We start from the raw sequence: 14745 nt of genomic DNA on the forward strand, positions 1-14745 counted from the left end.
GCTAGTGTGACTCCTGCCCATGCGCTGGTAGTTGCCCCTGCTCAGGTTTTGCAGGTGGCCTCAAGTGTGACTCCTATCCATGCACCGGTAGCCGTTGCTCAGGCTTCTCAGGTGGCCGCCAGTATGACACCTATCCATGCGCCTGGAGTCGTCCGTACCCAAGCGATGCGAGTGGATCCGCTCAGGCGAGTTGGTGATTGGTATCGAGGCCCGCGCGATGCCCGAGATATCCCTGCTCTGGAATGGGACCGTAAGAGTCCTAAGGCAATGACTTTTGAAGAAGCCAAAGCTTATGCAGCGAGTCGTTCGTCGGAAGGATGGCGGCTGCCAACGATTTGGGAATTAGAGGCGCTGTATCAACAACGAGGTGCAGTAGAAAAACAAGATGGCGATGTGTATTGGTCTGGCACTCCAGTTGAGGGTAATGCTCCTCTCGCGTGGATCGTCGATTTCTATGGTGGCTACGTCTACGGCATTGTTATGGGCAATTCTGGCTATGTCCGTTGCGCGCGTTGAGGATGGGATGTTGACGCTTTGACTTTTGGTCCTTTAGACTTTTTTCTTGCGCGACCGAAGGTCCGCGCACCAGGCGGAGCCTGGTAGCAGGAATGTCGGGAGAGCGATGGTCGCCTTAAAATCGCATCGAATGCGATGATGGATGTGCAAAACAGATGCAAGGCTTCGGGTGTGGACTCAGCTAGGCGTTACGATCAGGTTGAGGACACGCCTTAGTTTCATGGAACAAAAGTAGACTAGGCTTCTCTCATCATCGATGCCCTTCGGAAGCGTTCAAAACAATCTCGCTGCTTTTGAAGATCGGATTGAGCCGGAGGAGCGGCGGCCTGTTTTAAGGTTCGATGCATTTGTTCATGGCGTCCATGCTGCTGCGGTTTTCCAGGCGCAAAATTCTTGAGAGACCGCGTCACGGCCCCCCAGTTCGAAGCTTCCATAGATCAGAGTCTCAAACCTTTGTCGATTGGGGTTTTGTCACGATATTCCGAACGGAATACGAAATTTACCCCCAATTTTAGCCAAACTCAAATTGAGGACACACCCTAATTCAACGTGAACGGATCTGGAGTAGGGGTCAAAAACGGCTGCGACAATAAACGCAACCACAATTGCGTTGCGAAGCTCATCGCTTTGCTAGAGCGGCCACAAAGACGAGCAAGAGTTCAAAAAAGCCAATTCCTAGCATGGCCAAGTTTCAGGAGTTACTGGAAATCTAGGAAACGTTGCGTCAAGAGGAAGCTCTGCATGGCTCAGAGTATCAGGGTAGTAAACTTCTTCTAGGCTTAGGCCATGGGCCGGGGCCGTTGGGCCCGCCAATTGACGATCACGCGAATCTCGGATGCGGCAAAGATCCTGGGCATCGCGCTTTCCCATTCCAACTTCGACTAGAGTGCCGACCATGATGCGAACCATATTGTGGCAAAAAGCATTTCCACGAATATCAATATGAACCTCAGGAGTGATTCGAATCAACCAAAGATAGCGCCGCGCATGCTCTGCTGTGCAATGAACGGAACGAAAACTTTCGTAGTCGTGGTCTCCAACTAAATAGTTTGCCGCCTCTTGCATGGCTTCCAAATTTAAAGGCTGACGGATATCCCAGGCAAAAAGTCGGTTAAAGGGATTTAATTTTGCTTGCTGACTAATGCGATAGACATAGCGCTTACCAATGGATTGCCGCTTGGCATCAAAACCCACATGCATGCGATCCGCTCGGTAGACTTTAATATTGGGGCCGACAAAATGAGAAAGGGCTGCAGGGAGAGTCCGCTCATCAAATCGACTGTAGAATTGGCAAGAGACAACTTGGCCACGAGCATGAACGCCCGCATCGGTTCGACCCGCAGGGGTTAATCGAGGACGCTCTCCCAGCAATTGCTCAAAGGCATCGGAGAGCTTCGACTCGATGGTTTCGAGTCCAGGTTGGTGCTGATAACCTGCATATTGGGTCCCCAGGTAAGAAATCCATAGACGCCAGGTGTTAAGCTGCATGCCCCTTTTTATCCCCATAGACGCGACCCGAAATGTCGTCGGCTTGCTGCGCCAAATCTGGGAGTGCTTGAAGGTGCTGTTGCAATTCTTTTTGGGTCATTTTCTGATTGGTTACAAAACGGTGCATCACACGCTTGTCAAACTGCAAGGGATCGATTTTCTTCTTCTCTGCCATCTTGAGGAGGCTCATACCACACCACATCTCAATAGCAAGGAAGGCTTGTTTACTCTACAACACCTACAAAAGGCAAATTCCTCATGGTTTGGCTCCAATCTAAGCCGTAGCCTACAACAAAACGATCCGGTATTTGAAATCCGCAAAAATCAATCAAGATAGTGCCATTATTTTGAGTGGGTTTTTCAAGCAAGGAGCAGAGTGAAAGACTCGCAGGAGAACGAGAACGAAGGTTTTCAAGAAGATAGCGCGCTGTGAGACCAGTATCAACGATGTCTTCAACGATCAAAACGTGACGGTTTTGGATCGGACGCGTTAAATCTTGAGTAATTTGGACCACTCCAGAGCTTTTGGTTGCTTCTCCATAAGAAGAGACTCCCATGAACTCGATTTCCTGAGAAAGTGTAATTTGCCTGCATAAATCGGCTAAAAATAGAAAGGAGCCTTTGAGAACTCCAATCAAGACCAAGGGCTCTGAAAGCTCTTGGTAGTGTTCAGAAATTTGTTTTCCAAGTTCCGCAATTCGTTTTTGAAGTTGTTCTTCAGAGATTAAAACATTTACAGTAGGCATTATTTACGATCTCCACAAATCTGCTCCAAGCGAGCAGAGTAGGATGTGCCTACAGGCGTATCCAGACTTGGTCAACAATGTTCTTGGCTTTTGGATCGAAGGCCAGCCCCAGCGCAGTTAAGTCTGCTGGCTAACTGTTGCCAAGGAGCAAAAGAGTCTTGCCGCGTCAGCATAGGCGCTAATACGCGGATCATCGATTGCGTGACTTCTTGGTTTGGAAATGCAAGTTGATAGAGGGCACTTTCCGAGTCATAGTTCCGAATGGTTAAATAACCGGTTTGAAACAATAGCGTCGGGAGTTGAATCTGCTCAACATCAAAGGCTCCTAGGTCTTCGCTCGATAACACAAGATTCTCTAAATCTAAGATAGGGTAGCTTTTCTCTTGAATGAGCTTAACGAGGAAACTGGGCGTGCCCGTTTGAGACCAGTAGTCTTCAAACTGTCCTCGATTAAGGGCTTTTAAGACCGAGCAGGGGTTATAAACCTTCTTCTCGGAGTAAGGAGAAAATCGATAGCCATTGTACCACTCCTGCAATGTTAAGTAGAGTTTCTCCAAGGAGCATCGATGTTTATGGGCGACGGCTTGGATGTGCTCTGAGAAATAAAGCCTCAATTCTTCAGGCTCGATTCCCAAGAGTGTGGCTGCTTGTTCGCTTAGGGTTAAGTCTTCTAGGTTATTAATACCGGAAAAGATGGATGTTTTATTAAACTTGGTGACGCCAGTGAGAAAAACAAAGCGTAGATGGCAATCTAATGCTTTGATAACTCCATAAAAGGACTTCAGAATCGCTCGCATAGCCTCTGCAATGTGTGGACGGTCGATATGTGCGAGCATCGGCGCGTCGTATTCGTCGATCAACAGCACCACGGAGCTTTGGCTGGAAAGCGCCTCTATCAAAGTAGACAAACAAGCCGCAGGAGTTGCTGCAGAAGCGAGGCTGATATCGAGATTCTGCGCAATGCGTTCTAACTTTTGCAGGAGGTCTCTTTCAAAGCGCTCCGGAGTGCTCATGTCCATTTCGACCAGGCTGATGCGCAAGACGGGGTGTTTAGGCCAGCTGTAATCACTCTGGCTTATCCAAAGACCTTGAAACAGCTCTCGATTGCCTAAAAAAATTTGCTCTAAGGTTGAAATCAGTAAGGTTTTTCCAAAACGTCTGGGCCTTGAGAGAAAGAAATTTTCTCCTGAACCGGTTAGGAGATGATAAAGCTGCTTGGTCTTGTCAACGTAAACGCAGTTGTTTTTAATGAGTTTCGGAAAATCAGCCGTATTATCAGGAAGGCGCTTCACGCATGTGGTTTAGCTGGAGTAGATGAGGATGTAAAGATGCGACTAGAGGGTTGCCAAGGAGCAAAAGAGTTTTGCCGCGTCAGCATAGGCGCTACACGCATCATCGACTGAGTGTCCGTGTTCGAACACGCATGAGCTTAAAAGGGCTACTCTTTATCGCTTGCCATTTTTCTAAGTTGGCGGGAATGGCTGCTTAAATTGTAAACTATCTTGCACTATCAAAACTTACTTGTTAGCCCTCGAGCATAGCCTAAATTTTTGTTAAAATTATTTGGAGTGTTAGGTGGCGTTGTTTGTTTTCGCTATTATCTTTGCGAGCTCTTGGGGAGTTGCTTCGACTGATTCGAGTTTGTTTTGCAATAATTTTTCTGTGCAGCTCTATCTTACCTCTGCCTCTGAAAAAGCCCTTCCTGAGCCTGTGCTTCCAGTTTTGCTAACGGACATAACTGAAAATGGGGTTGCGGTATCGACAGTAGCGGGTGCTGTGGCGATGGTGGACCCCACACAGATCGCTCAGAATGCTCGTTCTGGGTTGACAGTGGATTTGCTGAGCTGCAACGAAGCCTTGTCAGTCCAAGCGGGTCCACTACCTTGGGCCAGCAGTCCGACTCGCTTGGCTTTAGGAGACGATTGGCTTCGGTATGACGAAGGCGCTGTCATAGGAAACTGGGTCTTAATGACGGGTGTACTCGTTATCGGCGCGGGAGTGGCTCATAAAATGGGCTTTGAAGTGGTACAATTTCCAGGTGCACTCATTTTGCCAACCTTCTTCTTGATTTCTTCCACCTTTGCTTCTTCGATAGCACTCCTGCGAGAGGGTGCTCCGGGTCAACAAGCAATTGGTTGCTTGTCAATGTCTGCTTCATTGGTGGGCATTAGCATCGTTGCGCTGAGGCTATCCCCTCGATTTTTCCAAGCTCAATGGGATGAGGAAAATTGTGTATGGGTCGATCGAAGCGAAAGTCAAACAGGTTGGGTCCTTCGTTATGGGAAATTGTTTGATTCCTACATCAAGGGCAGGCAAGGCTATGTGGTGATCGAGTTGTTAACTTCCATAGCCGTAGGCACTTTAAAGTCGTATCAAATTTTAGAGCAAAATTGTGCGACATTGCTATGGTCAGGAGCTGCCGTTTACGATCTTTATGCTCTCTCACAAATAGCTCTGCATCCCCATCGAGATCGATATGCGCAAATTTTTTACAGCACAGTTGCTACACTCCAAGCAGTGGCATTAACCACGCAAGCCATCGCTTCGGTGTCCAGCTCGGAAGAGACGCAAGAGCAAGTTAAAGTGGTCACTCAATCAATCGTTACAGCAACTCGGTACGTGATGATGGTTAAAACCCTGCTCGGGGTTGGATTGCGAGCTAAAGACTGGTTCGATCGCTTTCGCCAGTCAAGGCTCGCTCCACCTTTATCTTTAGAGCCAGAAAAGCTATTGAAAGAAGCACTGCCCGAAGTTTCGGTTTTCCCTTCCACGGAACCCTTGGTAAATCTACTGCTTTCGGATCAGGGCCCAGAGTTGTTAGCTGTAGACGAAGGGAGCTCGATTGAGCAAGAGTTACGGTCAATGCAGGAGGTATTGTCTGCCGATACATCTTTACGAAGTGAAGAAGGATTGCAGCCGACCCTCATGGTCCAAGATCCTTTTTCATTCGGATTAAGCTCTATTCATGCCACTCCGAGAACTTTGAATGAAGCTATTGAGCATACCGATTATCATTTGAAAACCGACGAAATGTTGCCAATAAATCTGGAGAAACCACTTTGAACAATAAATTAGTGCTTTGTTTTTTGCTGCTCAATCACTTTGGATTCGCTGGATATTTCCACGAAACGAATGTATCCGATACGGTAGCCAATGAAGCACTAATTCGATTGATTTCGAATAAAACACTTCCTGAGAAAGAGCAGAAAGGATTGATGTCAGTAGGTCTTCATGCGCTGTTGCAATACCTTTCGCCACAGATTCAAGCGATGCCTGATTACGTCGGTCGATTTCGGGCGAACTGCTCGCTTTTTATGAACTTTCGTATCGAAAAAGTGTCCTGCGATGTGACATGGACTTGGGCTGAAATGAAAGCCATTGGCTATAACTTGAGTGCGAATTTTCATTTGCCTTCGGAATACCTGGAACAGATCCGACAAAGCGATATTATGCTGGTCAATATTGATGCGGATTGGAGTGGCAAAACGACAGCTTACTCGGAACAATATGCGTTGGGTCAATTTACTCGAACACTGCCTTGCGCATTGACAGCGAGTGTGACGGGGCCCTCTGAAACTACGACTGAATGGCTCAGTTCGAGCAAAAGCCAAAACTCCTCTCAAACACCGAGTGAAAGTTTAAGCAAATCATGGGATTTCAGCGCAACAACCTTTATTTCGCGTTCCAAAACCGCCAGCAGAATTTTGACGAACTCAAACGCGAGCTTAAGTCTAGGCTGTAGCAATAGTGTCACCGATACCGCTTCTGAAACCTTCGTCAGCAGTTTTAGTACAACTCCAAGTTTCACTCAAATCCAAGCTACCGGCTCACCTTCCAGGTCAACGTTGTTTGCTCGTCTCAGCTTGACTTTGCTAAATTCTGAAAGCTTAAGCCAGAGTGACTTGCAGACTGGATCACATAGTTTCACTAACTGTACAAATACTACGTGCCGGTAGAGTAGAAATCGGTAGATTTAGGCATTCCCTTTATGATAGCAACAGCGGCAACGTGCTTCATAAGAATCGTTGGCTCCAACGAAAACTTGACTTGTACTGCGATCTTTTAGACGAAAGCTTTTTGTTGCGGATGCTCCACATACAACACAAACGGCGCATTGTTTGGTCACCAGATCCGCAATCGCAAGCAGGTTTGGCATCGGGCCAAAAGGGCAACCGTCTGAGTCTTGATCCAGCCCGGATAGAATAACGCGGATGCCTGAATTCGCGAACTGTTCAACCAAAGGGATCAAGGAATGATCAAAAAACTGAGCCTCATCGATTCCAATCAGGTCGATTGGGCTTTGCAGCTGCTCAAGATATTGGACCATGTCATCGGGAGTTTCGATTGGAATCGAGGGAATCTTTTGAGCAGAGTGGCTGACAATTTGAATTTCATCGAAGCGGATATCGATTTTGGGCTTGAAAACGAGAATGCGTTGCTTGGCAATTTCGGCTCTTCTAAGCCTTCGGATCAGTTCCTCTGTTTTGCCAGAAAACATGGGCCCGCAGATGACTTCGATGACCCCGGTATTGAGTTGACGCATTGGTTCCATGGTTCTAATAAGCCCTTACATGATCAAAAATATTTCGAATTGGGAAGGGCGGAAACTAACCTTAAACGGATGGCTTTACAATAAGCGCGGTTCTGGAAAAATTCAATTTTTGCAAATTCGAGATGGAACGGGTTTTATTCAAGCGGTGATGAGCCGGCAGGATGTATCCGAAGAGGCTTTTGAGTCTGCATCAAGCTTGTCGCAAGAGTCTTCCTTGCAAGTCACTGGCGTCGTTCGAAAAGACGAGCGAGCCCCTTATTGCGGCTATGAACTTCAAGTGACGGATTTCAAGGCCGTTTCTCGCTCCGAAGAATATCCAATTTCGAAGAAAGAACACGGAGATGCTTTTCTCATGGACCATCGGCATCTTTGGTTGCGTTCTAGGCGGCAGCACGCAATTTTGCGCATTCGTGCCACGATTATTAAGGCTTGCCGCGATTACCTAGACTCCAATCATTTTTTATTGGTCGATAGCCCCATTTTTACCCCGAACGCTTGCGAGGGAACCTCCACGCTTTTCGAAACGCAATGGTTTGATCAAAGAAAAGCCTACCTTTCTCAATCCGGGCAACTTTATCAAGAAGCCGCTTGCATGGCTTTTGGGAAGTCTTATTGCTTTGGCCCAACTTTTCGAGCAGAAAAAAGCAAAACACGCCGGCACTTGAATGAATTTTGGATGGTGGAGCCAGAAGCTGCATTTATGGATTTGGAAGGCGATATTCAGCTTGCCGAAGATTTTTTATGCTTCGTGGTTGAACGAGTTTTGAACCAGCACGAACAGGAACTCGTCGAGATTCTTGAGCGTGATTTAACAGTCGTCAAGAATACCCAAAAGCCGTTTCCAAGATTGCATTACCAAGATGCAGTGCATAAAATCCAAGAACTTGGGATGGAAATTGAGATGGGAGGCGATTTTGGAGCTCCTCATGAAACCGAACTGACGAAACAGTATGATCGGCCTTTAATCGTCACGCATTTCCCAGCCGCGATTAAAGCCTTTTATATGAAAAAAGATTCGGCGGATCCGACCTACGCTGCTTGTATGGATGTTTTAGCCCCAGAAGGCTATGGCGAGATTATTGGGGGCGGGCAGCGTGAGGAAAATTTGGATCTTCTCTTGCAAGAAATCGATCGACACGGTTTAAATCAAGCAGATTTTGAATGGTTTTTGGATCTCAGGCGCTACGGCTCCGTGCCACATGCCGGTTTTGGGATGGGAATTGAACGCTGTGTCGCTTGGATCTGCGGCCTGCATCATGTGCGAGAGACGATTCCATTCGCTCGCACGCTAGACCGACTCAGTCCATGAACCTGTTTGATTTAGTTGACCGGCGGGGGTGCTAAGCGGTTTTTACCTTGCAAAGCATCGTTAATCCGCTGCGCAAGTTCCTCTGATTCTGGCGAGTTATCTTTCGAGTGAACTCGAAAAAGCTTTCGATTGCGATCGCCTGTGATCACACGAAGCTCAAGAACGTCAGACACGCCTTCTAGAATTCGACCTAGGCCTTGAGGACTGGATTCAGGGCCCAGTTGTTCCAAGACTCGAGTCGTTCTTTCTGGGCTCATCCCGAGACGAGAAGCTGCTCGTTGAGGAGTTGCGAAAGAATCCAAATTTCTTTGAATCAAGGCAATTCGTTGCTCTACGTCTCTTAAGCCTGGGGCTTCTCGATTTCCATGATGGCGCAGCAAATACGCTTCGTAGAGAGCGACTGCCTGGCGAAACTGTTCTCGCAGAGAAGTGGTGGGACCTTCTCTTTGGACGGTTTGAAGCAATTGATTAAACCTGGTTTGATGCTGTGCAAGTCCGGTTCCGCGCAAAATAGACCAGGCGAGGGTTGCCGTTGCCCAAGCACCTTTCAAAAAGCCATTCGGATTTTCATTCTTTCGAGCTGCAAAACTGACTGAAGGCACGAGTAAACTGAAGGCGAAAGAGAGTGTGAATATTTTTCTAATCATTTATTTGGCTCCAATTTGTTTGAGCTCTTGATGGGCTGCCCAGCATAAAGACACACTGGCCGCAATAACAGCGACAAATCCGACCGCTCCAACCAACAGCTTCTCCTGGCTAAGGTAACCTTTTTCTGAAAGAGCTTTGGGTGATTCTGTCAAGGGCTCGTGCTTCACTTCGAACTTGATGAGTGATTTCAGGTCGGGCTTTGGAGTCGCCTCTGAGCAGGTATCGGCATCCAAAGGGATTTGATCTTCTGCACACAAAATCCAGCATTCCTGATCACTTTCATTCCAGCGATAAGCATCCGCACATTCATCCGCGAACAAAGAAAAAGCAAATAGAAAATTAATTACTAAAAAAGATTTCATTTATTATTTTATTATGGAACATTTAATTTGATTCAAGTCGATATTTTTATATCGCTTCAGGACTCTGCCGCCAAAATTGTCTTGAACCGCGAGACAGAGGGTTTGATCTTCCAAGCTGCAATTGACGAGTGAAAGATTTGATTTCAACAGTGCTCGATGGCATTCGTTTTGAGGAACGAACGTAGGAGGAAGCCTGCCCGCCAGGCTCTCTATCGTTACAATGCGTGTCAATAGATCAATCGATTCGTGTTTAAGCTTCACACAGCGAATCGAATCATGGAGTTCAAAAGATCCATGAGACCAAAGATCGGAGATATTGGCAAAATGAGCAGCAGTATCCAAACACAATGCAGCCTTGGAACTCTTGCATTCAATCAGGTACCTCTCGGTGGCCAATGGGTATGTCGCTGGCAAGCGGCAGTATTGAGAATCTAATTCAACCGGATTGCTTCGAAGCAATTCTTCATGAGTGAGGATCTGCTCTCTGAGAGAGGCTTTGGCTTCCCGAGCATGGCGGACATCCTTCAAGAACATCATGGTTTGCTCATGATTGCTTGAATCCCGGATTTTTTTAATCCGATCGAACATGGGCTCAGCCATGAGATTTCCCACCGCTAAGTAGAATAAGATTCCAAACAATCGTTGCTTAGCCTGCATGATAAAAATCTCTTACTGGGTTAACTTGGTTGCGTTGAGGGTCGCAATCACTTCTTTGTGTTCTTCAATCAAGTTGCTGGTCACTTCGATCAGGTTGCTCGTCGCTTCCTTGTGTTCCTCTCTTTGCTCTCTCAATTTGCTCGCTTCTAAGGCAAAATTCGCCATAGCGTCTTTTAAAATCTGTCGACTATTTTCTTGTTCCTGTTTCATTCTTTTGATTTTCTCAAAAGCGGACTCCGTTTGAGCGAAGAGAATGGAGGTTAAAAAGAGCGAGCTTAGGGTAAATATTTTTTTCATCGTTTTCCTTTTTTATTGAACTAGTTTAATTTCCAGAAACCTTTTCGCAAACTCGCCTAGAGCATCCGTTAAAGATCCCATTTCTTCCAGAGTTTTCAGATGATTGGGTAACTCAAGAAAATAGTTTGAATCTGTGGCCAAATGTTTTTCAAATTCAGTCACTTGCTCTTGATTCATGCTCTCAAACGAATCCACCACCGCGTTGATATTCAATCGAATATCCTCATTTTCAAGAGCTCGAGGCTGAACGGACTGGAAATAGTGAAAAATAGAATCCGCAAGATTTTTGTCTGAATCGTTTGAGTAGTGCTTCAACGTCGTCGTAGCAGCCAAAAGAAGATCATGTCCTTGTAGAAAAGCAAAAATTCCAAAAGCCAAACGCGAAGAGCCTCCCAGGGTCTGAACATAGGAGGCAAACTCTGAAAATTGAAGAGAGTCTAGCTTAAAATAGATTTTGCTTTTCAGCGTTGATTCTTGATAGTCTTTTGAATCGCTTTCAAGAATTGCCGAATAAGGCTCGATTGCTCCAATAAGTGCTTTGTTCGGATGCTTTCGAAAGTAAAATAAGGCTTCCGGATCATGATTTTGTTCCAAAATTCGCTCGAGCAGCTGCCTTTGCTCCTCTTCGGTCCATTGGAATGCGTTGGCATCGGATTCGAATTGAGAAGTCAATATTTCAATAATTCGGGGCTTCGAGGCTGTTTTACTCAGAGCGTAAACGTAAGCTTCGGGCAGTTTTCCTTTCGAGCCGATCAAATAGATTTGTTGAATGCCCGTTGTTTGAGTCAAGCGATCGCCTAAGCGCTTTGCGCCTTGGTTCAAAGAGAGGACTTGATCAATATAAGCAGGAAACGCGCTTGGATCGGATCTGAGATCTTTGGTGTAAGGGCTCAGATCAACAGCATTCATGTTAAGCTCTCGGCTGTGGCAACCGCCTAAAAAAGCAAGGACCATCAAGACTCGTTTTACCATGCGTACCCCACTCGGACTCCGGGAATAAAACGAAATTGATTCTCTCGGTAAGCGATTTCTTTGCCTACAGGAATATCCCAATCGTATTCAACACCCGCGCTGAGTCCTAATAGGAGGCCCGTCTCAAAAATGCGTTCCCAGCCTGCATAAAATGAAGGCCGGATTCGCCAAGCATAGCGAAAGCCGCCAAAGCCGATTGCTTGCTGAGCGTAAACACCTGTTTGAAGCCAAAATTCAGCATAAAAACTCGCTTTTGCCATCCATTCGGACAGTCGGTATTTGATACCTCCACCGGCAAGAAGCGACCACTGCTCAGCTACTCTTGGATTAAAGTTGAACCGAGTTATGGCGAGGCTCGTACTGTCAAAAGAGATCGGAAACGTCATCGTCAAAAATTCCAATAGGCGAAGTTCGTAATCGAGTGTCAGCCGGCCGTTCAAAAAGGGATCCGCGAATAACGAAACCTGCATTCCGTGTGATGCTGCCCGATAACCGTAGGCTTTTGGATCCAAATCGATGATCAATTGAGTTAGGTCATCCGATGGATTCTTGGCTGAAGGAGTTGCACTGGAAAAAAAACAGCAACTTAAAATCATCCAAAAATACGCTGCATTTTTTCTCATAAATTAGAGCCTATTTTATTCATATATTTTCCTGTGTCAATACCGTTGCTTGATTTCGATTAAAAATCTGGCCGCTTTTTCGAGAGAAGCGAGTCCTACTGGATCGGTCGTCAATTTACCACGCAGATCTCGTTCTTGGCTTCCTGTTAAGAACTGACTTGAACCCAAGGCTCCGAAGCTGAGCGCCGCATTTGAGACTACTCTTTGATCCCTTGAACACACAGTATCCAGAAAAAAAAGCGCTAACAAACGGGTTCTTGATGAGCCAAGCAAGGCGCTTCATACTCAACCCCTTGTCAAATATGCTGCTTTAAGGCAATAAGGTCCCCATCCATGCAGTATCCCAATTCGCATCCTCAAACAGGCTCTGGCAATTTAGAAGGCGATCGAATTCCTAAACAACGCGTGATGGAACCCCGAGTCAATCGTCGCATTCGCGTTCCTGAAATTCGCGTCATTATGGAAGACGGTGAGCAACTGGGTGTTTTGCCAACCCAGGAAGCTTTGCGAAAAGCGGAATCGATGGGAATGGACTTGGTCGAAGTTTCTCCGATGGCAAAGCCACCGGTTTGTAAAATCATGGATTATGGGAAATTTAAGTACCAACAAAAGCGCAAAGCCAACGAAGCTAAAAAGAAGCAGCAGGTTATTGAGCTCAAAGAAGTGAAACTTCGACCTAAAACCGATGTTCACGATTTTGAAACAAAAATAAATCGCCTAAAAACATTTCTAGGCGATGGCAACAAAGGCAAAGTGACGGTGATGTTTCGAGGCCGGGAAATTGTGCACCCACAAATTGGTTTTGAGCTGATGAAACGAGTCGTTGAAGCCCTTCAAGAAGACGCTATTGTTGAATCTCCAGCGAAAATGGAAGGTCGACAGATGGTCATGATTGTAGGACCTCAGAAGAAGAAGTAACCCCCCTTGTGTTTTTAAGAAAAAGAGAGGAATTGGAAGAGGCGTATGGCAGGTTGTAATAAAAAAAGAGGCTTCAAGCCCAAAATGAAGAGTAACCGTGGAGCGATGAAGCGGCTTTCTGTGACAGGAACCGGCTTGATTAAGGTTCCCAGCAAAGGGAAATCTCATTGTTTAAGCAATAAAAATCGCAAACGCAAACGCAACTTGCTCAAAGCAGGATACTTAAATAAAGGTGATTCTTTGCGCACAGAACGCATGATTCCCTATTTGTTTTAAGTTTCATTTAAAAAAGGATTTAGTATATGGCTCGTGTAACTCGTGGATTTAAGGCTCGTCATCGTCGTAAACGCATCTTGAAATTGGCTTCAGGCCACATTGGCACTCGAAATCGACTCTTTCGAACCGCTGTAGAAAGTGTTGAAAGAGGCCTTGTTTATGCTTACCGAGATCGAAAAGTTAAGAAACGAGAATACCGAAAGCTTTGGATTACTCGTTTGAATGCGGCAGCCCGCCAAAATGGCTTGAGCTACAGCGTCCTTATGGCTAAGCTCAAAGCAGCTGATGTTGCTCTCGATCGACGCGCTCTCTCTGAATTGGCAATTTCCGATTCAGCGGCGTTCGCGGCGCTCGTGGGTCAAGTCAATGCAGCCGCTTGAGGAACTGAGACAAACCGCGGAGTCTTCGTTTGCCTCTTGCGCGAGTCTCGAAGAGCTCGATTCCCTGAAAGTTCACTACTTAGGGAAAAAAAGCCCTCTTTCTGAAATTTTGAAACAGATGGGGGCTCTTTCAATTGAAGAAAAACGTGAAAGAGGGGCTCAAGCGAATTCCCTGCGAGATGATCTCAATCGTTGGGCCATTGAAACAGCAGGGCGTTTGGACCAAGTTCGAATTGAACGTTTAAGAGACGGTTGGATTGATGTTACGCTCCCAGGGTGTCGGGTCGACGAAGGTCGCCAGCACATCCTTTCCCAGACGGCCCAAGAGATTCTAGAAATCGTTCGTGAGCTTGGGTTTGACTCCGTACGCGGTCCGGAGATCGAGCACGATTTTTACAATTTTGAAGCCCTCAATATTCCTCAGCAACATCCTGCTCGAGAGATGCAAGACACATTCTACCTGACTCCAGGCGTTGTGTTGCGTACTCAGACAAGTCCGGTTCAAATTCGTGCCATGTTGGCAAGAAAAGAAGCTTCTATGAGAGTCGCTTGCTTGGGAAAGGTTTTTCGACACGATCAAGATTCGACTCATTCTCCGATGTTTCACCAGATCGAATTACTGGCTTTGGATGACAACATTTCGTTTGCGGATCTGAAAGGGACTCTCACTTATTTGATTCATAAACTTTTTTCGAGTCGTTCACAGCTTCGACTAAGGCCCAGTTATTTTCCTTTTACCGAACCCAGTGCAGAAGTGGATATCAGCTGTTTTGCTTGCGACGGCAAAGGATGTCGACTGTGTAAACAATCTGGATGGATTGAAATTTTAGGCTCTGGCATTGTTCACCCCTTTGTCTTGCGGGCGGTGGGGCTCGATCCCGAAAAAGTACGAGGATTTGCGGTTGGGATGGGGCTTGAACGCATCGCAATGTTGCGTCATGGGATCGATGATATTCGCTACTTTTTTGAAAACGATCAGCGCTTTCTCAGTCAATTTTGAA

General features: G+C 46.4%; 21 protein-coding genes. 8 read left to right on the forward strand and 13 right to left on the reverse strand.

Features of this window, described 5'->3' with window-relative positions; genetic code table 11:
• Positions 1-516 (forward strand): DUF1566 domain-containing protein (locus tag I8H75_02020; GenBank protein MBH2006112.1); only part of this gene is annotated, 516 nt, incomplete at its 5' end.
• 236 nt (positions 517-752) lie between these two features.
• On the opposite strand, the gene I8H75_02025 is transcribed toward I8H75_02020, so the two are convergent.
• From I8H75_02025 to I8H75_02045, 5 genes are all read right to left on the reverse strand, one after another.
• Positions 753-950, reverse strand: coding sequence for a hypothetical protein (locus I8H75_02025; GenBank protein ID MBH2006113.1), 198 nt, complete (start codon positions 948-950; stop codon positions 753-755).
• Positions 951-1191: 241 nt separating this feature from the next.
• On the reverse strand, positions 1192-2004 hold the full coding sequence (gene truA / locus I8H75_02030; GenBank protein MBH2006114.1) for a tRNA pseudouridine(38-40) synthase TruA: 813 nt from the start codon (positions 2002-2004) through the stop codon (positions 1192-1194).
• Entirely contained in the window at positions 1994-2179 is a 186-nt protein-coding gene (locus tag I8H75_02035) for a hypothetical protein (protein ID MBH2006115.1), read from the reverse strand. The genes truA and I8H75_02035 overlap by 11 nt, the downstream gene beginning before the upstream one ends.
• Positions 2180-2228: 49 nt before the next feature.
• Positions 2229-2750: a hypoxanthine phosphoribosyltransferase gene (gene hpt / locus I8H75_02040; protein ID MBH2006116.1), complete on the reverse strand. Its 522-nt coding sequence runs from the start codon at positions 2748-2750 to the stop codon at positions 2229-2231.
• Between the two features lie 71 nt (positions 2751-2821).
• Complete coding sequence (locus I8H75_02045) at positions 2822-4042, reverse strand: AAA family ATPase (protein ID MBH2006117.1); 1221 nt, start codon at positions 4040-4042, stop codon at positions 2822-2824.
• Positions 4043-4412: 370 nt separating this feature from the next.
• On the opposite strand from I8H75_02045, the gene I8H75_02050 reads away from it, so the two are divergent.
• Both I8H75_02050 and I8H75_02055 read left to right on the forward strand, forming a co-directional pair.
• Positions 4413-5813 (forward strand): hypothetical protein, encoded by a 1401-nt coding sequence (locus I8H75_02050; GenBank protein MBH2006118.1) that lies wholly within the window; start codon positions 4413-4415, stop codon positions 5811-5813.
• Positions 5810-6706, forward strand: a complete 897-nt coding sequence (locus I8H75_02055) for a hypothetical protein (GenBank protein MBH2006119.1) — start codon at positions 5810-5812, stop codon at positions 6704-6706. The genes I8H75_02050 and I8H75_02055 overlap by 4 nt, the downstream gene beginning before the upstream one ends.
• Positions 6707-6723: 17 nt before the next feature.
• On the opposite strand, the gene I8H75_02060 is transcribed toward I8H75_02055, so the two are convergent.
• Entirely contained in the window at positions 6724-7293 is a 570-nt protein-coding gene (locus I8H75_02060) for a thymidine kinase (protein MBH2006120.1), read from the reverse strand.
• A gap of 7 nt (positions 7294-7300) precedes the next feature.
• Here I8H75_02060 and asnS point away from each other — a divergent pair, with 7 nt between their 5' ends.
• The gene (asnS, locus tag I8H75_02065) at positions 7301-8611 is read left to right on the forward strand and encodes an asparagine--tRNA ligase (GenBank protein ID MBH2006121.1); all 1311 of its coding nucleotides are present in this window, start codon (positions 7301-7303) and stop codon (positions 8609-8611) included.
• A gap of 11 nt (positions 8612-8622) precedes the next feature.
• Here the strand turns inward: asnS and I8H75_02070 are convergent, their stop codons facing one another.
• The 7 genes from I8H75_02070 to I8H75_02100 are packed head-to-tail and all read right to left on the reverse strand — an operon-like array spanning position 8623 to position 12419.
• Positions 8623-9258 (reverse strand): hypothetical protein, encoded by a 636-nt coding sequence (locus tag I8H75_02070; protein MBH2006122.1) that lies wholly within the window; start codon positions 9256-9258, stop codon positions 8623-8625.
• The gene (locus I8H75_02075) at positions 9259-9621 is read right to left on the reverse strand and encodes a hypothetical protein (GenBank protein ID MBH2006123.1); all 363 of its coding nucleotides are present in this window, start codon (positions 9619-9621) and stop codon (positions 9259-9261) included.
• Between the two features lie 3 nt (positions 9622-9624).
• Positions 9625-10278, reverse strand: a complete 654-nt coding sequence (locus tag I8H75_02080; protein ID MBH2006124.1) for a hypothetical protein — start codon at positions 10276-10278, stop codon at positions 9625-9627.
• A 12-nt stretch (positions 10279-10290) separates the two neighbouring features.
• Positions 10291-10575: a hypothetical protein gene (locus I8H75_02085; GenBank protein MBH2006125.1), complete on the reverse strand. Its 285-nt coding sequence runs from the start codon at positions 10573-10575 to the stop codon at positions 10291-10293.
• Between the two features lie 12 nt (positions 10576-10587).
• The gene (locus I8H75_02090; protein ID MBH2006126.1) at positions 10588-11484 is read right to left on the reverse strand and encodes a hypothetical protein; all 897 of its coding nucleotides are present in this window, start codon (positions 11482-11484) and stop codon (positions 10588-10590) included.
• Between the two features lie 56 nt (positions 11485-11540).
• On the reverse strand, positions 11541-12170 hold the full coding sequence (locus I8H75_02095; GenBank protein MBH2006127.1) for a hypothetical protein: 630 nt from the start codon (positions 12168-12170) through the stop codon (positions 11541-11543).
• 36 nt (positions 12171-12206) lie between these two features.
• Positions 12207-12419 (reverse strand): hypothetical protein, encoded by a 213-nt coding sequence (locus I8H75_02100; GenBank protein ID MBH2006128.1) that lies wholly within the window; start codon positions 12417-12419, stop codon positions 12207-12209.
• A 159-nt stretch (positions 12420-12578) separates the two neighbouring features.
• On the opposite strand from I8H75_02100, the gene infC reads away from it, so the two are divergent.
• Genes infC through pheS form a run of 4 tightly spaced genes read left to right on the forward strand, consistent with a single transcriptional unit; the run spans position 12579 to position 14744 of the window.
• Positions 12579-13088 carry a translation initiation factor IF-3 gene (infC, locus tag I8H75_02105; GenBank protein MBH2006129.1) on the forward strand — a complete coding sequence of 170 codons (510 nt, stop codon included), beginning with the start codon at positions 12579-12581 and terminating at the stop codon, positions 13086-13088.
• A gap of 45 nt (positions 13089-13133) precedes the next feature.
• Positions 13134-13364: a 50S ribosomal protein L35 gene (gene rpmI / locus I8H75_02110; protein ID MBH2006130.1), complete on the forward strand. Its 231-nt coding sequence runs from the start codon at positions 13134-13136 to the stop codon at positions 13362-13364.
• A gap of 26 nt (positions 13365-13390) precedes the next feature.
• Positions 13391-13744 (forward strand): 50S ribosomal protein L20, encoded by a 354-nt coding sequence (rplT, locus tag I8H75_02115; protein ID MBH2006131.1) that lies wholly within the window; start codon positions 13391-13393, stop codon positions 13742-13744.
• On the forward strand, positions 13731-14744 hold the full coding sequence (gene pheS / locus I8H75_02120; protein MBH2006132.1) for a phenylalanine--tRNA ligase subunit alpha: 1014 nt from the start codon (positions 13731-13733) through the stop codon (positions 14742-14744). The genes rplT and pheS overlap by 14 nt, the downstream gene beginning before the upstream one ends.
• The last annotated feature ends 1 nt before the right edge of the window (position 14745 follow it).

The sequence above is a fragment of the Myxococcaceae bacterium genome (assembly GCA_016000045.1).
Classification (GTDB): domain Bacteria; phylum Myxococcota; class UBA727; order UBA727; family JABDBI01; genus AER2-1.